Source organism: Belliella aquatica, from assembly GCF_014637795.1.
GTDB lineage: Bacteria > Bacteroidota > Bacteroidia > Cytophagales > Cyclobacteriaceae > Belliella > Belliella aquatica.
This window is the reverse complement of record NZ_BMFD01000004.1, coordinates 191601-211756: the sequence shown is the minus strand read 5'-3', so window position 1 is coordinate 211756 and position 20156 is coordinate 191601. Positions and strand designations below refer to the sequence as shown.

12 protein-coding genes are annotated in these 20156 nt (G+C 37.3%); 2 read left to right on the top strand and 10 right to left on the bottom strand.

The window, feature by feature from the left end; translation table 11 throughout:
* Nucleotides 1–40 precede the first annotated feature (40 nt).
* From IEV57_RS07605 to IEV57_RS07560, 10 genes are all read right to left on the bottom strand, one after another.
* On the bottom strand, nucleotides 41–1045 hold the full coding sequence (locus tag IEV57_RS07605) for a glycosyltransferase family 2 protein (RefSeq protein WP_188441295.1): 1005 nt from the start codon (nucleotides 1043–1045) through the stop codon (nucleotides 41–43).
* A gap of 198 nt (nucleotides 1046–1243) precedes the next feature.
* Nucleotides 1244–2677: a lipopolysaccharide biosynthesis protein gene (locus IEV57_RS07600; protein ID WP_188441293.1), complete on the bottom strand. Its 1434-nt coding sequence runs from the start codon at nucleotides 2675–2677 to the stop codon at nucleotides 1244–1246.
* A gap of 183 nt (nucleotides 2678–2860) precedes the next feature.
* Complete coding sequence (locus IEV57_RS07595) at nucleotides 2861–3802, bottom strand: UDP-glucuronic acid decarboxylase family protein (protein ID WP_188441291.1); 942 nt, start codon at nucleotides 3800–3802, stop codon at nucleotides 2861–2863.
* 66 nt (nucleotides 3803–3868) lie between these two features.
* The gene (locus IEV57_RS07590) at nucleotides 3869–5179 is read right to left on the bottom strand and encodes a nucleotide sugar dehydrogenase (protein WP_188441289.1); all 1311 of its coding nucleotides are present in this window, start codon (nucleotides 5177–5179) and stop codon (nucleotides 3869–3871) included.
* Nucleotides 5180–7438: 2259 nt separating this feature from the next.
* Complete coding sequence (locus tag IEV57_RS07585; protein ID WP_188441286.1) at nucleotides 7439–7876, bottom strand: PIN domain-containing protein; 438 nt, start codon at nucleotides 7874–7876, stop codon at nucleotides 7439–7441.
* Entirely contained in the window at nucleotides 7876–8079 is a 204-nt protein-coding gene (locus tag IEV57_RS07580) for a hypothetical protein (RefSeq protein WP_188441285.1), read from the bottom strand. The genes IEV57_RS07585 and IEV57_RS07580 overlap by 1 nt, the downstream gene beginning before the upstream one ends.
* A 1475-nt stretch (nucleotides 8080–9554) precedes the next feature.
* Nucleotides 9555–10634 (bottom strand): Wzz/FepE/Etk N-terminal domain-containing protein, encoded by a 1080-nt coding sequence (locus IEV57_RS07575; protein ID WP_188441284.1) that lies wholly within the window; start codon nucleotides 10632–10634, stop codon nucleotides 9555–9557.
* Between the two features lie 517 nt (nucleotides 10635–11151).
* The gene (locus IEV57_RS07570) at nucleotides 11152–13746 is read right to left on the bottom strand and encodes an SLBB domain-containing protein (RefSeq protein ID WP_188441282.1); all 2595 of its coding nucleotides are present in this window, start codon (nucleotides 13744–13746) and stop codon (nucleotides 11152–11154) included.
* A 350-nt stretch (nucleotides 13747–14096) separates the two neighbouring features.
* Entirely contained in the window at nucleotides 14097–14468 is a 372-nt protein-coding gene (locus tag IEV57_RS07565; RefSeq protein WP_188441280.1) for a GxxExxY protein, read from the bottom strand.
* A 272-nt stretch (nucleotides 14469–14740) separates the two neighbouring features.
* Complete coding sequence (locus IEV57_RS07560; protein WP_188441278.1) at nucleotides 14741–15253, bottom strand: helix-turn-helix domain-containing protein; 513 nt, start codon at nucleotides 15251–15253, stop codon at nucleotides 14741–14743.
* Nucleotides 15254–16416: 1163 nt separating this feature from the next.
* Here IEV57_RS07560 and IEV57_RS19355 point away from each other — a divergent pair.
* Together IEV57_RS19355 and IEV57_RS07550 are read left to right on the top strand one after the other, a co-directional pair.
* Nucleotides 16417–16569, top strand: coding sequence for a hypothetical protein (locus tag IEV57_RS19355; RefSeq protein ID WP_188441276.1), 153 nt, complete (start codon nucleotides 16417–16419; stop codon nucleotides 16567–16569).
* Nucleotides 16570–16748: 179 nt separating this feature from the next.
* On the top strand, nucleotides 16749–19964 hold the full coding sequence (locus tag IEV57_RS07550; protein ID WP_229744263.1) for a S41 family peptidase: 3216 nt from the start codon (nucleotides 16749–16751) through the stop codon (nucleotides 19962–19964).
* Nucleotides 19965–20156 lie beyond the last annotated feature (192 nt).

Below are 20156 nucleotides of genomic sequence, written 5' to 3'. Positions count from 1 at the left end.
ATTGGTTATAGGAAATTAACTATTGTTGCGAATTATGTATTTAATTCAAAATATTAATTAATCTAACAAATAATTTGTTTAATAGTATAGATTTATTGTTTAAAATCCCTAAAACAAAATTGAGAAATCTAATTGGTCTATTATCTAAAAAGTTTGATTTAATCTCTTTATAAAATTTGTTTATTTCTTCTGTTTCACCATAAAGGCAACTTAAAGAATATCTCTTATATAAATACTTTTTCTTAATTTGTAAATTGTAAAATTCTAATTCATCCTTCTTAAAATTAATTCTTTTTAAAGTTTCAAAAATAATTTCTTCATGAATAAATGTACGCTTTAGAGATAATTCAAACGAAATAGGTTGATTACAATAAGAGTCAGATCGAATTAAATAATTAAATAGGGGTTTGTCTATATAAAAACATTTATACCTATACAAGATCGGCAGAAACATTTGCCAGTTTTGTCCGTCAAAGTTGACAAATATATCTCTATTTTTAATAACTGAATCTAAAACAGAAGCCGATGTTAAATAACATCCAGGAGTAAACCAAAAATCAATTTCAAAAAGACAATCTTCAAATAATTTTTCTTTTTTAACATATGAATATTTATCAGAAAAAGTATTTATAGCTTGAAGAGTGTTTTCTTCTGTAAGCATAGCATCACAACGTACGATTCCATAATCATTTGAAAGATTCTCAAAAGCATTAACCATAATTGATATAGCATCACTAGATCGATAATAATCATCCGAATCAGGCCAAGTTAAGTACTCACCTGTAAAAAGTTTTAATCCACTGTTTAAAGCAGCAGCTGCTTTTGCGTTTTCCTGATATACATAAATAAGTTTAAAACCCCTTTTTTCATATTTAGGAATGTAATTATTGATAACTTCAGCAGTCTTATCAATAGAGCCATCATCAATAAAAATGTGCTCAATACTTGAATAGGTTTGATCTAATACAGAATCTAATAACCTATGAACAAACTTTTCACCATTATAACAAGGCGTTATTATACTTACTGTTTTAATTTGAGACATTTATTATATAAGTTAGAAACATTAAGTGGCGTCATAAATGATTTTAGGCTTAATCAATTATAAATAAATATAAAGTATTAAAGAAAACAAGTTTCTGAAAATAAAATAAGAAAATCACTTAAAGTGTATTTATATTTATTTGAGCTTATTAAGTATTTGGATTAAATAACACTTGATAATAAATTTTTTCTTTAAAAATTAAAAAAATCTATTTATTACTTTATTTCGCAACAATAAATAATCTTGTTGTTTAAAAAGCTCTAAAAACATTAAATAAATTAACGAAAGAACAAAAGGACTAAATAAAAGCTTCAAATAAATATCTTCAAAAAGATTAATTAAAAAGTAACAAATAAGAGTTGCTATTAGAGAACTAATAAATATTATCTTAATTTCTTTTAATTGATGTATAAACCCAAATTTAAGGATTTTTTCCAATGGATAAGCATTAACAAAGAAATTGAATGCAGTTGCTATAAGTTCTCCAATTGCAATCCATACGATACCAAAATTTATCGATATTAAAATAAAAACAAAACGTACTATCGATTTTAATATTTCTTGTTTTAGAGTAATATAACTAAATCCTAAACCATGTAGGACTTGTTGATTAATTAATGCCACCATATTTATCATCCTTGCCAGCACCAGATATTGAAACACGATTGCAGTAATTAACCATTTTTCAGTTAATAATGCTAAGATTAATGGTTGAGCTAATATTGAAAATAACATGAAAAAAGGGAATACAAACAATGAAACATATCGCAAACTTGTTTTAAAAATTGTTAATGTTTTCTCTTTATCATTTTTTATTTTAGAAAATGAAGGAAAAAGAACAGCAAAAATCACAGAAATAATTGTGTTTGACATTGTATTTGCAAAATCAACACCTTTAGTAAAAAACCCTAAATCTTTTGAACTATACAGCTTTCCAATAAATAAGCCACTAGAATTTCTAACCAAAACATCAATTAAAGAGGATGCTAATAAATTACCTCCAAACCTGTATAAGTTTTTTAGTGAGTCAAAAGAAAAAACTAAAGAAGGAAACCAATTTGATTGATACCATTGGCTTATTGTTCTTATCAGACTACTTGTTAAAGTCATGAAAGCTAATGCCCAAACTCCAAATCCACTATATGCTGCCCAAACACCAACTCCTCCACCAATAATTGTAGCTATACTATTTGAAATTGCAAGTGGTCTAAAATTTATATTTATACTAAAAATAGCATTTGGTACAATATTAAAGGACTGGATAATCAATGTTAGAGCAATTAATCTTATTAAATTTTTAAGTAAAGGCATCTCGTAAAAGAGAGCTATATAAGGTGATAAAAGAAAAATTATCCCATATAAAAGACAACTAATTAAAAAATTAAAATAAAAAACAGTGGAAAAATCATTTTTGTTTGGATTATTATATTGAACTAAAGCTTTTCCAAAACCACTATCAACAAATACCTGTGAAAAAGCAATGAAAACAGCAGCCAATCCAACTAATCCATAATCTTCTGGAGATAATATCCTTGCTATAATTATGCTTAATACAAACTGAATAAATTGAACACCAAATTTATCAATTGAGGTCCAGAAAACACCGCTTACAATGTTTTTATTTAAAGACATATTTTTTTAAAAACAATGATGATTTTAAATCTCTTTGAAAAATTATCATATTAATTACGCTTAATTTCACGTTAGTTTGACAAAATATTTATGAATGAAGTATCGAATTAATAGATAAATTATCACTATATCCTTTACCCTAATTCTCCTGTCCAAGATTTATGTAGCTAAAAGAATTAATCCTTAGTCCTTATTCAATAATTCTTCAAAATAGGCAACCGTATCAATCAAACCACTTTTAAGATTCACCTTAGGCTCCCAATTTAATTCCGTCTTTGCTAAATCAATTATTGGCCTACGTTGCATTGGGTCGTCTTGAGGTAGGGGTAAAAAAATCAATTTGCTACTACTTCCTGTTATTTCTAAAATTAAGTTAGCTAACTCAAGCATTGAAAATTCACCAGGATTACCAATATTTACTGGTCCAGTGAAATCTTTTCTTGAATTCATTAACCGAATCATTCCTTCAATATTATCATCAACATAACAGAAACTACGGGTTTGTTCTCCATTACCATATATAGTAATATTTTCTCCTTTTAAAGCTTGTACTATAAAATTTGATACTACTCGACCATCTTGCGGATGCATTCTGGGACCATAAGTATTAAAAATACGCATCACCTTAATTTCTAAGTTGTGTTGACGATGATAATCAAAAAAGAGAGTTTCTGCACATCTCTTACCTTCATCATAACATGCGCGAATACCTGTTGTACTTACACTTCCTTTATATGACTCGGGCTGAGGGTGAACTTCAGGATCTCCATAAACTTCAGAAGTACTCGCTTGTAAGATCTTAATTTTTAATCTTTTTGCTAAACCAAGCATATTTATAGCTCCTATTACAGATGTCTTTGTAGTCTGGACAGGGTCAAATTGGTAATGAATTGGACTTGCTGGACATGCTAAATTGTAGATCTCATCAACTTCTACAAATAAAGGGTGAGTAATATCATGTCTTAAAAATTCAAAATTCTTATTATCTAAAAGATGATGAATATTTGATTTTCTCCCTGTAAATAAATTATCAACGCATAAAACTTCATTTCCTTGATTTAAAAGCTTTTCACATAAATGCGACCCTAAAAAACCAGATCCCCCAGTAACCATTATTCTTTTCATCTTGAATTAATTTTTAAATTTAAACTTTAAGATATTTGTTTATTTAATCAAAGTTATAATTTACACCTATAACCTAGCATCTACACTTTCTTTTGGTAGGACAGATTTTACATCAAAGATAACTTGATGATCAGATTTTTGGATGTTCCAGTTTCTGAACTCTTTGTGTGCCACAGCCAAGATAATAGCAGGATATTCTGCTAGATTGGGTTGTTCACTTTTATTTAAAATAGTAATCCCGTATTCATGTTCCACCTCTTCCTTACTTGCCCAAGGATCATAGATATCCACATCCATATCGAATGATTTGAGTTCTTGGTAAATGTCAACAACCCGCGTATTTCTTACATCAGGACAATCCTCTTTGAAAGTAAATCCAAGGATCAATACTTTGGAGTCTATCACCTTTAGATTTTTGCGCATCATGTGTTTGATTGTCTCCGTAGCGACATGCTTGCCCATAGAGTCATTGAGTCTTCTACCAGCTAAGATGATCTCAGGATGGTAACCTACTTCTTGCGCTTTTTGAGCCAAATAGAAAGGATCTACACCTATACAATGCCCTCCTACTAATCCTGGTTTGAAAGGAAGGAAATTCCATTTTGTTCCCGCTGCTTCCAAGACTTCTTGGGTGTCGATATTCAGTAAGTTAAAAATTTTAGAAAGCTCATTGACAAAAGCAATGTTGATGTCTCTTTGAGAGTTTTCTATCACTTTTGCTGCTTCAGCTACTTTGATTGAAGATGCTTTGTGTGTACCTGCAGTGATCACAGACTTATAAAGGTCATCTACATACGTTGCTACTTCAGGTGTAGAGCCCGAAGTTACTTTTAGAATCTTGGTTACTGTATGTTCCTTGTCTCCTGGATTGATTCTTTCTGGAGAATAACCTGCAAAAAAATCTTCATTGAACTTTAATCCTGAGACTTTCTCCAATACTGGAACACATTCTTCTTCTGTTACTCCTGGGTAAACTGTGGATTCATAGATCACTACATCCCCTTTTTTTAAAACTCTAGCTATCGCCTCTGAAGCTTTGAGCATTGGAGTGAGGACAGGCTTGTTATGCTTGTCTGTGGGTGTGGGTACAGTGACTACATAAATATTGCAGGTAGAAATAGGAAGTACTGCGTCAGTTATTTGCAGACCGATTCCTTTTTCTTCTAATTCTACTGGTGTTTTGACCAAGACTTTTTGTAGTTCCTGATCTTCGACTTCCAAAGTTCTGTCATGGCCTTTTTGTAGCTCGTCAACTCTTTTCGAATCGATGTCATAGCCAATAGTTTTGTACTTTTCGGCAAAAGCAACCGCCAAAGGCAGGCCTACGTAACCGAGGCCAATGATGGCGATTTTTGATTCTTTAAGTGGTGTGAGCATGATTTATTTTTTTTTGGGACACAAAGAACTCAAAGAATCCTCCCCCCGCAATTCTGCGGGACAGGCTGAAGTGAGGCAGGCACAAAGAGCTCCAAGATTTTTTTCTGTGGGTATTGAGGGACTTTGGGAGCTTTGTGACGCTTTATTTTTTTTTGGGGAACACAAAGAACTCCAAGTAACACAAAGAGCTCTAAGAATTTATTTTTTTGTGGACTTTGAGGGATTTTGGGAGCTTTGTGACGCTTATTTTTATATACTTATTTGAGAAGCTCAGTTAAGCGATTAAACAATTAACCTTTTAAACACATAACAGCTTCGCCCTTTCAGTCACAGGACTTAGCATTTTGGGAGGACCCTAAAGTGAGTAACAAAAGTACTCGGTAGGTTTTGAGTTTGCAAGTTATGGGTGAGATTTATAAGATTATTTGGGGATATTTTTGGAACAGTGAGGATCTCGCAGAGGAAGCTAAGGTGCAAAGGGGGCAAAGATTTTGGGTTTAGGAAAAAGGAGAAAGGGGTTGACTGGTTAATTGAGTTGAATAAGTCAATTGAGTATTGGGTTTAAAACTTGTTCTGTAGTATTTTTTGGGAAGGTTAAAAGGAGAAGGAGAAAGGATGAAAAAAAGGGAAAAGGTTATAGGAAAAAGGTAAAAGAAAGGATGACCACGGATTTTACGAATTGAACGATCCCGATAGCTCGGGAGGATTTGGGGGCTGATTTGGGTTTGAAACTGGTATTTATTTCTTTAAAATCATTTTGAATTATGCGCCAGAGCGCTTCAAATTATGCAAATTGGAGGAAGTAATAAAAGGTTTAGATATAAAAATGATGAATATAGAATGTTGAATTAAAATTATCGAAGGGGAAAAGATGTGTAAAAGTATCTATACTTTAATGAGAATCTAGTCAGGGAAAGTAGCCCCCGCAATTCTGCGGGGCAGGCCCTGAAAGGGCTGAACTTTGAATAGCCCTCCCTAAAGGGAGGCAGGCATGTATAAGGCGCTTCATAAACATTTATAGTCAATAGATTCGTCATGCGCCGCAATGCAGGGTTAAGGGAGGTGCACATGCAACCCAGAGTCCCGGAGGTAGCTTTTTTTAGAAATGTTAGTGGCTTTCGGGACGATAGGGGGATTTGTTTATTTAGAAAGGAAAAAAAGGGGAGATTTTTACTAGTGAGCGTATTTTATTATAGATGTGTGCATTTTTTCTCTTACTTTTTCCATTGATGAAAAAGTAACAAAAAATCTAGGCCTGAGCTGATGCTTTTAAATTGGGATAGCGGATGTTTTGATAATTTCAGTTATCGACCCAATTTAATTTTAAGTCAATTGTTCCAACCTAAAAATGGGTGGATCTCGCTGCAAGCTTCGCGAGCTAACCCATTTTTTTAACGGTTTCCACAATTACCTTAAAACCAGCCTCACCAAGGGCCGTCCTTTGAGAAGCCTGGAGTCAGTAATTATATCAGTAATAAAGACAACTTACATTAAATAAAACTACTCTCGAAAATCTAGTCAGGGAAAGTAGCCCCATCGGGGCTATTATGCTTATTAGCCATGTACAAGGCGCTTCGTGCATATTTATAGTCACAACATTCGATATGCGCCGCCGTGCATGGTTAAGGTATGTGCACACATAACCCAGAGTCCCGGCTGTGGATATTTTTAGAAATGTTTGTATCTCTCGGGACGATAAGGGGATTAGTTAATTTAGAAAGGAAAAAAAGGGGAGATTTTTCTTAGTGAGAGAAAGTATTGAAGTATTTTATATTTCTTTCTCTTACTTTTTGTTCCCGTGATTCCACGGGACAGGCATTAACACATCCGCCACAGCGGACTTTTTGAGAAAAGTAACCAACCCCGATAGCTATCGGGGCAAGACGGAGATATTCCCGATATTAAGATCGGGACAGGCTCTATCCGCGCTCAAGGCCACCGCTGGCCTCCCGAAAAAAGAGGGAATCCATCCCTTTATGTGAGGCAAGCCATCCCTTTCGGGAGACAGGCCCGGATCTCCGTCGTCCCGCCCGCATCAGACGGTTTGAGGAAAATTGGATGGTTTGCATATTTTAATCTAGCCTCAGCAAAGGCCGTCCTGATGTAAGAATACTAGCTATTAACTTATTTTGATATCCTATTTAGCAGACTGCACCGTGACAATGCATTTTTTATTGATTCCTGCACTATGATAGTTCGTTTTGATTCGTGGGATCGTGTTGAATATGGAAAGAATTGGTCAATAAAAATGAAGGATTATTAAAGAATAGCATAATGAAGAAGCTGATTGGTATCAACGAATTTAGTCCAACCTTGCTTTGACATTCCTTTTATTAGTTTTTTATCACCTATCCATAATGACGCCCCAAGATAGTCAGTCAAGGCAATGAATTCGGTATCATCTTCATCAACTTCCTTTGTTAAATTATAAGCATTAAAGAGAAAATCTTTTGGTATTAGCAAAGGATTAGTAAAATTGATATTTTTAGTTAAAAGATTAAAGATTCTAAAAAACTCGAATTCTGAATAACCAGCTATTTTCTTAAGTTTTTCAGCGTGAGAATATATCTCTTCTTTTAGTGATTGCGAAGAATAAAAAGTCAATTTATTAAAACTCAGAAGCAGAACTTTTGCGAGATTACCATCACTATTAAGCATTCCACTAAATACGATATTGGAATCTACAACAATGTTCATTAGTCAATTTTTGATTTTAACCTCTCCCATCTTCCTCTTTTTTCATCACTTACTAAATTCTGTACTTCATTACTATCAGAATTTTTAAAACCTGACAACTCCAAATATTCAAGCCAATCACTAATAGCTTGAATTTCAAGTAGACTGAGTTTTTTTGAGTCTAACTTGAAAGTAATCTGATCTTCATTTCTTTTAATAATCATGATTTTGATTTTTTCTTTATCCAGTTTGATAACTTATATTGAAGATAATAGGTTTTTTGTAGTTTTTCAAGTACAGGATTTACTAATGATGTAGGTTTGTTTGGTTAATTTGAGGTGAAAGAAGAAAGGTTTGTTATTTAGTTATTTGTTTAGGAGTGAAATAATTTTGGGACACGAAGATTTATAGTCAATAGATGCATAATGCGCCGCCGTGCATGGTATAGAAATGCACACACCTGACCCAGAGTTCCGGCTGTAGATGTTTTTAGAAATGTTTGTATCTCTCGGAACGATAAGGGAATTAGTTAATTTAGAGCGAGGAAGAGGTCAAAAATCTTTTATTACACCGAGTGGCACAGAGGAGTCACCGAGTTACACAGAGGGGATTTGAAGGATGAATTCGGCAGGAGGAAGGATGAAAAATGTCGAATTTAAAATGTTGAATTGGAAAAATATGGGAATGTGGATGCGATCTAGACCTAGAGGAGAATCTAGTCAGGGAAAGTAGCCCCTACGGGGCTATTATGCTTATTAGCCCTGTACAAAGCGCAGGGAAAGCATTTATAGTCACTTGCTCTTGTGATGCGCTGCCGTGCAGGGTTAAGGTATGTTCACACATAACCCAGAGTCCCGGCTGTGGATATTTTTAGAAATGTTTGTATCTCTCGGAACGATAAGGGAATTAGTTAATTTAGAAAGGAAGGGGGTTGATTTTGATTAGTGAGAGAATCTGCTTTGAGATGAATATATTGTTTTCTCTTACTTTTTTGCCCCGAAATAATCGGGACAGGCTTTGATCAAAAAAGTAACCAAAAAATCAAGAATTTCGAATCCTTCCCTGCTCCTGCCACCGCCCCCCCGGTCGAAATTCGTCCCGCCCGCATAAGACGATTTGAGGGAAATCGACGATTAGTATATTATTTTATAGGGCAGCAAGATCCGTCCCTTTAGAAGCCTGAGGTAAGTAATTATATCAGTAATAAAGACAACTTACATTAAATAAAACTACTCTCGAAAATCTAGTCAGGGAAAGTAGCCCCATCGGGGCTAAATCATTATTAGCCCCGTATCAGGCGCTGAAAAACATATATGGTCAATTCTCTCGCTATGCGCCGCAATGCGGGGATTAGGAGTGTGCACACCTACCCCAGAGTCCCGGCTGTGGCTGTATTAGAAATGTAAGTGTCTTTCGGGACGATAGGGGGATGCGTAAATTTAGAGCGAGGAAGAGATCAAAAATCTTTTGTTACACCGAGTGGCACAGAGGAGTCACCGACCTGCCTGCTGCAGGCAGGGTTACACAGAGGGGATTTGAAGGAGGAAAAAAAAGGGAAAAGGGAGAGGAAGCGTTTGTTAGTTTTTGACAGTCAGGTCCAAGTCAGAAGACTTGAATCAAATAGGGATTACCAAGTCTTAGGTCTTGGATCTTATATCTTACGTCTTACAACGTCGTACACGTAACCTTTAAAATTCCTCTAAGCCTCGTTCCATTGCTCTTTTACTCCTTTTAGGAATTCGGAGCCGAAGATGTAGGCGAGGGCGAGGATGAGGCCGAGGATGGTGAAGATGACGAGGATGAGGGGGCGTTTGGGGGCGGATTTCTCTGTGGGGATGGTGACGGGTTGGATCACGGAAAAAATTGGGGTGTCTTTGGAAACTTGGAGTTTGGCTTGCTCAAGTTGCTTGGCCAATTCGGTGTAGATATTGAAAGCGAAGTTGTACTCTGCTTCTAGTCTTTCCATTTGGTTCATCGCTGTGGCAGAGGAGATATTTTGGTTACGGTCTCGGAAATTTGCCAGTCGAGATTGGATTTGATCAAACTCTGCTTTTTTCTCCTTGAATCTTTCTTCTGTATAATTTAACTGTTCGCGTGCATTAGAAATTTTATATGCAATGACTTCATTTTGAAGGAGTTCTTGAGCATACTGTGTCATCTGTGCCGCCATTAAAGGTTCTGGCATGACAAAAGATAAAGTGACAAATCCTTCCTTTACATTAGGAGAAACAGACAATTGGCCTTCTAGTCTTTTAAAATGTTTCACCTCTTCCTCATTTAATCTAATCAAATCTCCTTCTTCAGTTTGGATTACGGTCACTTCTGATTTTCCTTTTATTGCTTGAATAATCAAATCAGGAAGTCCAAAGGTATATTTCTTAATATTTGCCAAAAGCCCTGGTTGCGCTACTTCTTCATAATATTTGGAATAAGTAACCGTTTCATTCAATCCTTCCACATTGATTGGTGCATTTAATAGTGCTTTTCTGAATTGGACTGATGAGACAAATTTTGGATACAAGGCAGGTGGAATTTCTGAACCTCCACTCATTCCACCCAAGGAGCCTCCTCCTTTTCCTGATTCGGAGGTTTGGGGGATAAAGGTAGAAGAAGCTGTGAATTCTTTTGGGGAAAGCAATGCAACTGCTAGACCAATAAGCATAAAGACGAGTGTAATGCTGATCACTTGCCTGCGTTTAGACCAGACGGTCTTGGCTAGAGCGAGGAGGTCGATTTCGTCTTCGTCGTTTTGGGGATTTGAGGAAGGGTTTGTTGACATAGATGGAGTATTTTAATTTTGCCTCTCGTAGAGTTCACAAAGGTGCATAGGAATTAATGGTTGCACGCGGAGACGCAAAGAGTAATGTTTTAATTTAGTTGAATGGTGATGGTGATTAAGACTGTTATTGTGGGTACACTGTTAAATATGCTTGAATAAAACTTTTTAGTCATATCGAACGAAGTGAGATATCTCCCTTTGGTCGATATGACTTAGGGGTTGAAAGACGCGTTGAGATATCTCCTTGTGGTCGATATGACTTGGGTGTTTATATTTTAGTGCTGCTAATTGTTTAGAATGTTCTTATGATTACTTTTTAGTCATATCGAACGAAGTAGCCTGTCCCGAAGAAATTCGGGAAGATATCTCCCTATGGTCGATATGACTTAGGGGTTGAAAGGATGCGTTGAGATATCTCCTTGTGGTCGATATGACTTAGGGGTTGAAAGACGAGTTGAGATATCTCCTTGTGGTCGATATGACTTGTTGTTTGAATGACAATTCTTTGTCAAGAAGCTTATTGCGTCAGGTTATTGATTAGGAGGGCTAGGGTGGCGAGGCTGGTTCCGATACCTATCCATGCTTGTGCAGACATAGGTTCCTTATCTGGCTTCGGAGGAACAATAATTTCTGCTCCGGGTTCTATGTGAGGATAGAAATTAAAGAAAAGGACTTTTTTTGTTCTTTGGACATCTCCATTTGCATAGACTACATAGGACCTGCCTTTGCGAGATCGATCTGTAAATCCTCCTGCTCTTGATACATAATTTTTGAATCCTGAATTACTTCTATATCTTGCTGTAGTAGGATAAAGCACTTCTCCACGCATTCTTACAGTTTGGAGCTCTTTTGGAATCGAAATCACATCTCCTTCTTGTAAAATCAAATCATTCGCTCCTCCAGGATTTTCCAGAATGGCTTGTAAGTTGATTCCTACCATTTCCATAGTTTTTATTTCTACATCTCCAGAATCTCTCTCCGCGATAGTTTGAATCGTCTGCCTTCTGAAATCATCAGAAATCAAACCTCCTTTTTTATTGGCTTGATCCCCTCCTCTTTCAGCAATCTTGTCATCAATTCTTTCTAAAAGGATTTTATCAAACTCTGTTCTATCCAAGCTATCTCTTGCTATGTTTTCTTTTACTGAGGTTAGGTTTTGCGTTTTAATTTCATTTTCACTCGGTGCATTGTAGAATTCATTTTTTCGAATTAGCGTTGCCCCTTTAGCATAGGCGAATTGGTTTAATCCACCTGCTCTTATAAGTACATCTGAGATTTTTTCGTTGGCATTGGCTAGCGCATATTCCCCTGGATAGAATACTTCTCCTTCAACTCGAACTAATCTTTCTCTTTGAAAGCCAGGACTTCTCCGAACGATCACATGGTCAAAAGGCTCCAAAATTACATCCGAATTTGAACCGTTTATTTCCAAGTCTTTACTGATATCAATGCGAATGATTTCTGCGAGTTTACCAGAAATATCGTTTTTGACTCTTCTAGCGATCTCTATTTGAGAGGCTGAGGCAGATTCTTTGAATCCTCCAGCTTTGAGCACCATGTCAGCCACTTTCATATTTTCCCCAAAGGCAAAAGCTCCGGGCTTGTTCACCTCTCCTGAGATTTTGATGTAGTATTCTTCTCTGAGGTCATAGATACTTGGGATATTTAAGACATCTTCTCTTCTGAGTATGACGTCTTCCGCATTGCCGTTGACCACAGCACTGATATCTACTGGTAGGATTTCCAGAGAGAAATCAGCTTTTGTTCTGTATAGTGTTGCACGATTTAAGAAAGCATCCTCCCTTAGACCTTCTGCTTTGGCTATCAATTGGGTAAGCGTCATTCCTTCTTGTAAGGCGAAAGTTCCTGGACGCATCAATGCACCTGAGATTTGAACTCTATTTTCAAACCTATTTAAGATCTGCCCTACCCTGTACAAATCTCCGTCTTGTGGCATAAATGCTTGGTAATTTGCTGCATCTACGTCCTCGACTTTAAGTTCTGCGCCTGTTTTACGGGTCACTGTCAACCTTTCTTTATATGCTTCAGATTTGAACCCACCTGCAAAGGCGATGATCTCCGCAATGGTTTCTCCTGATTTCACTTCAAAGAGTCCTTCCCTTCTTACAGGCCCCACGATTTCCACTCTATTTCTCACTGGTGGAACGATGATCACGTCATTGTCCTTGAGGGTGATATTTGCCGTATTTTCCCCGTTTACCAAAAAGTCATAGACATCAATTTCCGTCAGGAGTTTGCTGTCTCTGTATACTTGAATGTGTCTAAAAGAACCATTTTCATTAGGTCCTCCTGCTGCAAAAAGCGCATTGAAAGGTGAGGCAAAGGATGGGAGTGTGTAATTTCCAGGATTGGTTAATTCCCCTGCCATGGCGATAGACACCGTCCTTATATTTCCCAATCTCAATTCCATAAAGACATTAGGGTTTGAACCTCCAAGTCCTGAGTAAATTCTTGTTAGGGCAGTTTTGATTCTAGCTGTTGCAGAAGCAATTGAAGACCCTCCTACTTGGATGGACCCAACATTGGGAACAAGGATTCTTCCTTCTGGGCTTACTTGTAGGTCATAGGACTGTGAAGAAGCACCATAAATATCAATCAAGAGTTGGTCTCCCCCACCGATGGTATAATTCTGAGGAGTGGGGATGTTCAAACTTGGGTTGAAATTGAGTTCCTTATTGTGAAAAAGTGTATATCCGAAAATTTTCTTTTCCTTGGGCGTCAAGTTTCTGAATGGGTCTTGATTACGGATATCCTCAAAACTCATATCCTCACCCATTTCCATCCCTTCTACCTGTCTCCCTTTTACTAGGTTTCCTTGTCCTTGATTATTCGAGGCTCCTCTTCCACTTCGAATTGCGGAGATGCGTTGTTGGAGTTTGGAGATTTCCTGAGCAGGCATTCCACGTTCACGGGCCATGGATATGAGTTGCTGCTCGTTCATCCCTGAGGACTCTGCTCTTTTGACGAGTTGTTCTACCTGTGCATCGGAGAGGTTATCCACTTTGATGGAGCCTATATCAGAGATTGATTGGGCAACCACTAAACTTTGCATAAAGAAAAACAAAAGAGGAAGGACGTATCTTTTTAACATTGAATTATTTGATGAGGGCATGGGAAATGATTTTACCAAGAATGAAATATATTTTTGGTGACCACGAATTATTCGAATTGAACGAATTATGGAGGTGGTTGATTTTTTGCTCTTGGATGCCCAACGTTTATGATTGAACTCCTTGGCTTTTTTATGAATTAATTGAGCTGAAGCTCAGGGATTATACGAAAGGGTGACCACGAATTATTCGAATTGAACGAATTTTTAGGAAGATTTACTTTTTACATTTTAAGGTTCAATGTTTTTAAGTGAACCACTCAGATTTATGAATTAATTGAGCTGCAGCTCAGGGATTATGCGAAAATAAAATATTTTCTAAAATTTCTTACTTACAATACAATCCTTTTGTACTGCAATGACATTGCACCAAAGTTTATTAGAATACCTAACTTAAACCCTGTAGCTTTTAGATAATTGAATACTTGAGAAGTGTGTTCTGGTGACAGATCTGATATTGCTTTTAATTCCAAAATTATTTTATCGTAGCAAATAAAGTCTGCAACAAAATTCTTAGTAAGCTTTCTGTTTTTGTAGCTAATTGGAACTGATGCTTCCCTTAAATGTGGGACTTTAAAAGCTGTAAGTTCTATTTCAAGCGCTTCTTGGTAAACACTTTCTAAAAACCCTTTACCTAGTTCTTTATGAACCTCTATTGCAGCTCCTATGATGTTGTATGATTCATTCTTATAAATTAAAGCCATCTTTTCTTTATCCAGGTAAAAGCATTTTGAATTTACAACTCAACAAACAATTTAATTAGTTTAATTCTAAAAATTTATTTTTGAAAGTGGATAGAATATATTTTACTTTTTTTAGAAATTTAGGTTTAAATAATCGTCATTTTCCCAAAGTCTCAAGTCTTTTGTCTCATGTCTTATATCTGTTTTTAAACAGCTTCGCCCTTTCAGTCACATGATGGTACTTAGCGGGTGTGGTTGAAGAATATAAAACGACTGTTGATCTTAGGGGAAAATCAGTCGGGTATTTGGTAAATCAAGAGGGCTTCAGGATCTGTGATTTGCTGCTCAATCCTGAAAACAACTTTTTTATTTATGATAGTTTTGAGTTTTTCAGAAATACTCTCAAGGTAGTCTTCGTCCAAATCGAAGCCTGTGATCTCTACTTCAATATTTCCTGAGTCAATTCCTCTGGCATAATCGCCTACAAGAGCTACTTGATAAACTTTTCCCATTCGCTCCAAAACTGCTGCCAAAAGTTTGTCTAAACCTAAGTATTTTCTGATGATATCTTGTAAGTTCGAAAAAAGAGGGTGGTTGATATTTGCTTGGTAGTCGATTTTATTTTTATCGGCCACTTTCATTAAAAGTCCAGCTTCAGAAAGGTTATTGAGTTCCTTTCTTATGGCGTTGGTAGATTCTCCAAACTCATCGGCTAGTCCTCGCAAATGCCCTTGATTTTTAGGATTGCTAAAGAACTTAATTAAAAGTTTCAGTCGAGTCTTAGATGTGATCAAATAATCTAACATTAAGCTTTGTCTAAGCGAGTAACAAAAGTACTCGGTTGAATATAATTAGCAAAGGAAATATTTAGATTTTTTGGTTACTGTGTTAGAAGGGGGAAAGTTAATTGGGTTGAATTGGTTAAATGAGGTTAAAGGGAAAAGGAGAAAGGTTCTCGCCAAGGGCGGTGAGGGGCAAAGAACGCGAAAGGTTGAATTGAGTTGACTGAGTTAATTAAGTGATTCGTTAACTAGGGGAATTGGGTAATTGAATAACTGAGTAATTGGTTAGAAGGTGTAAGAGATTAAAAGGGTTAATTGGTTATGTGCTTAACTGATTAAGGACACAAAGAGCTCAAAGTATCCACCCTCAAGTGAGGTGGGCACAAAGAACGCGAAAGGATTAAATGTTTATGTGCTTAACTTTGCTTGTTCAAGATAAAAATTACACTAATAAGATGAATTAGGATAAGGAAAGAAGCCACAAAATCTCGATAAGAATCAAGAGTGGAGCAAGCCTGAAGGGCTTTAACATTTTAATAGCCCTGTATAAGGCGCTTCAAAAACATTTATATTCAATACTTTCGTGATGCGCCGCAATGCAGGGTTGAAAAGTGTGTACACCAGACCGTGAGTCCCGGCGGTAGCTTTTTTTAGAAATATAAGTGTCTTTCGGGACGATAGGAGGATTAGTAAATTTAGAAAGGAAGAAGGTAGAAAAAGAAAGGATGAAGGTGAAAGGAAAAAGGAGAAAGGAGAAAGAAAGGATGAAGGCAGAGGGATGAAGGATGAAAAAAAGGGAAAAGGTTAAAGGAGAAAGGTGGGAAAGGTTGAAGGAGGAAGGATAAGGGATTAAGGAAAAGGGGAAAAAATGTCGAACGCTGAATGTCGAATTTAAAATGTTGAATTGAAACTAGTCAAGGAAAGTAGCTCCCCGAAATACTTCGGGGCAGGCTCAGCGGAGCTATATGCCTCTTAGCCATGTACGACTTGTCCCGCAGCATTGCGGGAAGGCGCTACTGATAGATTTATAGTCACTAGGGCCGTTGTGCGCCGCCGTGCATGGTTAAGGGATGCGCACACGTAACCCAGAGTCCCGGCGTTGGATATCTTAGGAAGAAGAGGTTTCTCTCGGGACGATAAGAGGATTAGTAAATTTAGAAAGGATGAAGGGGGATTTTTGTTAGTTTATGACACTCAGGTCCAAGTCAAAAGACTTGAACCAATCAGATTTTGAAGAGGAAAAAGAGATCAATAATCTTTTATTACACTGGATCCGAATAGGAAGTACAGTAGCTTCACCGAGAGTAAAGGATGAATTAGGAGGAATAAAGGAAGAATAGCTTAAATTTTCAGATTTTCAGGACGCTCAATCTTGTGCCTCGAAATAATGTAGATGTTCGCTTTTGGAGATAAAAAACCGCTTGTAAATTCTGTTGACTTTTTTTCGAGGGAATAATTATATTTGATTTTAAGGTGAGTCCCAAAAACATTCCTTCACATAATCCCTCAAAATATGAAAATGAAATCTTTACTCTTCACACTCTTACTGAGCGTTACGCTATCAGGGCTTTTTGCTCAGGAAAATCAAGGTTACTACATGCATCCGGATATCCATGGAGATGTGATGGTTTTTGTTGCCGAGGGTGATATTTGGAAAGTTGCAAGTTCGGGTGGTCAAGCGAGTCGACTTACTACCCACCAAGGGGAAGAACGCTCTCCAAAGATCTCTCCTGATGGAAAATGGGTTGCTTATGCAGCTTCCTACGAAGGACCAATCGAAGTGTATCTGATTCCTATTCAAGGAGGAGTTCCGAAAAGATTGACTTATGAAGCCTCAGCTTCTGTGCCTACAGCATGGAAATCAGCAACTGAATTGGCCTATGTGACCAATCAATATTCTACCTTGCCTAGGCTTCATACGGTTACTATTGATATTACAACGGGGAAAAGCACCATACTTCCATTGGAAATGGCTGCGGAGGGGAGTTTCTCTGATGATGGCGAAACGTATTTTTTTGTAAGACCTACATTTCACAATAATGTCACCAAGCGCTACGAAGGAGGTACAGCAAGGCAAGTTTGGAAATATACGGCAGGTCAAGAAGAAGCTGTCAAACTAACCAAAAATTACAAAGGAGAAGATCATCATCCCGTCTACCATGATGGGCGCGTGTATTTCCTTTCTTCCAGAGATGGTATTGTGAATGTTTGGTCTATGAATGACAAAGGTGAAGACCTGAAGCAACATACCAAACAAGAGGTGTATGACGTGCGTGAAGCTTCTTTTTCTGAAAATCAAATTGCATATCGTGTAGGGGCTGACATTCATATTTTTGATATCAAAAGTGGAACAGATAAGAAGTTGGCTATCTCCCTAAACTCTGATTTCGATCAAATGCGTGAGAAGTGGGTTGATAATCCAGAGAGTTATATTACAGGAATATCTGTTAGCAACGAGGGTGACAAAGTTGCTCTCACTGCTCGAGGTAGGTCTTTTATATTTCCCACAAAAGAAGGCAGAACTGTTAGGCTGGATAGAAAAGATGGCGTTCGCTACAGAGACGCTACTTTCTCTGTTGATGGAAAAGAGATATATGTTTTCTCAGATGAAAGTGGAGAGTTTGAGATTCACCAATACAATGCATTAGGATTAGACCAAGGGAAACAGGTCACTAAAAATGGCAATACGCTACGCTTCAACCTTATGCCATCTCCTGACGGGAAAAAGCTAGCATTTACAGATCTAAATAGAGATTTATGGGTATTGGATTTGGCTTCTGGAAAGCAGAGCAAAGCTTCAACCAACCGCGAAGGTGTCAGTGGATCTTTTGCTTGGTCGCCAGATAGCAAGTGGATTGCTTTTTCTCAATCAGCATCCAATACTTTCAATCAAATTTTTGCTTTTGAAATCAATTCTGGGAAACATATAGCCATCACTTCTGATCGTGCAAACAGTGTATATCCTCAATGGAGTACAGATGGGAATTGGATTTACTTTATGTCTGACAGGAATTTTGAGACGAGAGTTAGCTCCCCTTGGGGTACGAGACAGCCGGAGCCATTCTGGGAAAAACAGATGAAAATCTATCATATTTCACTCAAAAAGGACTTGGTATCCCCTTTTCACTACAATCATGAATTGAAAAAAGAGGAGAAAAAATCAGAGGGTGAAGTCCATGTAGTGATTGAAGAAGCTGGCTTGATGCAGCGATTGAGAGAGGTGCCTGTTCCAGCTGGAAATTACAGCAATTTGGTCTTAACTGACAAAGCACTTTATTATCAAAGTGAGGTCAACGGTGGTGGAAAGAATTCCATTATGATGACGCCATTGAGTTCGAAGGTAGAACAAAAAGTATTCGCTGATAACGTCCGTCGCTTTGTTACATCTGCCAACAACAAATACATGTTGATCACCATTGGGAGCAATCATCACGTGGTGGAGATCAAAACTTTCCCTGTTGGAGATTTGGCGGAGAGCAGATTGAATTTGAGCAATTGGAAATTCTCGATTGATCCAAAGGAAGACTGGAAGCAGCTTTATACGGATGCTTGGAGGATGGAGCGAGATTATTATTATGATCCAAACATGCATGGTGTAGATTGGGATAAAATGTATGAAAAATACCTTCCTCTAGCTGAAAGAGTGACGACTAGGTCTGAACTTTCGGATGTGATTGGAGAATTGATCGGGGAACTGAGTGTGCTGCATACAAGTGTTGGCGGCGGAGATTTAAGAAGAGGTGATGATCAGATCAGTCTTGGTCTGCTTGGGGCAAGATTTACCAAAAATGATGGATTAAAAGGATTCCAAGTCGCTTATATTTACCAAAGTGATCCAGACTATCCTGATGAAATGTCACCACTCTCCCACCCTGATATTCAGATCAATGTTGGAGACGTAATTACGCATATCGATGGTGAGGCGGTCTTGTCTGCTTCTGATATCAATTATTATTTGAGAGACAAAGCTGGGAAGCAAGTAAGATTGGGTTTGGTTTCTGATAAAGGGACTAAACTGGATGATAGAATCGTCATCCCGATGAACACCAGGGCTGAATCCAATTTGAGATATAATGATTGGGAATACACCAGAAAACTTGCCGCAGAGGAAGCCTCAAATGGTGATATTGGCTATGTCCACCTTCGGGCGATGACTGGTGCCGATATCAGCCAATGGTACAGAGATTTCTACCCTCAATTCAAAAAATCAGGTTTAATCATCGATGTGAGAAATAATAGAGGTGGTAATATTGACAGTTTCATCTTGGAAAAACTGATGCGTGAGGCTTTCTTTTATTGGAAAAACAGAGAAGGAGAGCCCTATTGGAATATGCAATATGCTTTCAGAGGCCACTTAGTTTTGTTAGTGGATGAATTTACTGCTTCAGATGGAGAAGCTTTTGCCGAAGGCTTTAGAAGGTTGAACCTGGTTCAATCCATAGGAGCGAGAACATGGGGCGGAGAAGTTTGGCTTTCCGGTTCCAACACCTTATCCGACAATGGCGTGGCAAGAGCGCCGATGATGGGTGTGTATGGAGAAGAAGGCGAATGGCTGATCGAGGGAGAAGGGTTTATTCCAGACATTGAGGTTATCAATTTACCAAAAGCTACTTTTAAGGGAAAAGATGCGCAAATGGAAGCTGCAATCAATCACTTAAAAGAGTTGATCAAGGAAGACCCAAGACCAGTTCCAAGTCCACCTGCCTACCCTGATAAGTCGTTTAGGAATAACTGAATGAAAGGTGAAGGTTTTTAAAGGATGAATTTAGAAGGATGAAGGATGAAAAAAAGGTGAATTGGTTAAATGAGGTTAAAGGGAAAAGGAGAAAGGTTAAAGAGCTCTCGCTAAGGGCGGTAAGGTGCAAAGAGCGCAAAAGGGTGAATTGAGTTGAATAAGTTGATTGGGTGATTTGTGGTTTAATTGGGT

Bases quoted from the DNA above. Each gene is read 5' to 3' on its own strand.
- IEV57_RS07605 (WP_188441295.1), bottom strand. From the start codon at position 1,045: ATGTCTCAAATTAAAACAGTAAGTATAATAACGCCTTGTTATAATGGT.
- IEV57_RS07600 (WP_188441293.1), bottom strand. From the start codon at position 2,677: ATGTCTTTAAATAAAAACATTGTAAGCGGTGTTTTCTGGACCTCAATT.
- IEV57_RS07595 (WP_188441291.1), bottom strand. From the start codon at position 3,802: ATGAAAAGAATAATGGTTACTGGGGGATCTGGTTTTTTAGGGTCGCAT.
- IEV57_RS07590 (WP_188441289.1), bottom strand. From the start codon at position 5,179: ATGCTCACACCACTTAAAGAATCAAAAATCGCCATCATTGGCCTCGGT.
- IEV57_RS07585 (WP_188441286.1), bottom strand. From the start codon at position 7,876: ATGAACATTGTTGTAGATTCCAATATCGTATTTAGTGGAATGCTTAAT.
- IEV57_RS07580 (WP_188441285.1), bottom strand. From the start codon at position 8,079: ATGATTATTAAAAGAAATGAAGATCAGATTACTTTCAAGTTAGACTCA.
- IEV57_RS07575 (WP_188441284.1), bottom strand. From the start codon at position 10,634: ATGTCAACAAACCCTTCCTCAAATCCCCAAAACGACGAAGACGAAATC.
- IEV57_RS07570 (WP_188441282.1), bottom strand. From the start codon at position 13,746: ATGTTAAAAAGATACGTCCTTCCTCTTTTGTTTTTCTTTATGCAAAGT.
- IEV57_RS07565 (WP_188441280.1), bottom strand. From the start codon at position 14,468: ATGGCTTTAATTTATAAGAATGAATCATACAACATCATAGGAGCTGCA.
- IEV57_RS07560 (WP_188441278.1), bottom strand. From the start codon at position 15,253: ATGTTAGATTATTTGATCACATCTAAGACTCGACTGAAACTTTTAATT.
- IEV57_RS19355 (WP_188441276.1), top strand. From the start codon at position 16,417: ATGACACTCAGGTCCAAGTCAAAAGACTTGAACCAATCAGATTTTGAA.
- IEV57_RS07550 (WP_229744263.1), top strand. From the start codon at position 16,749: ATGAAATCTTTACTCTTCACACTCTTACTGAGCGTTACGCTATCAGGG.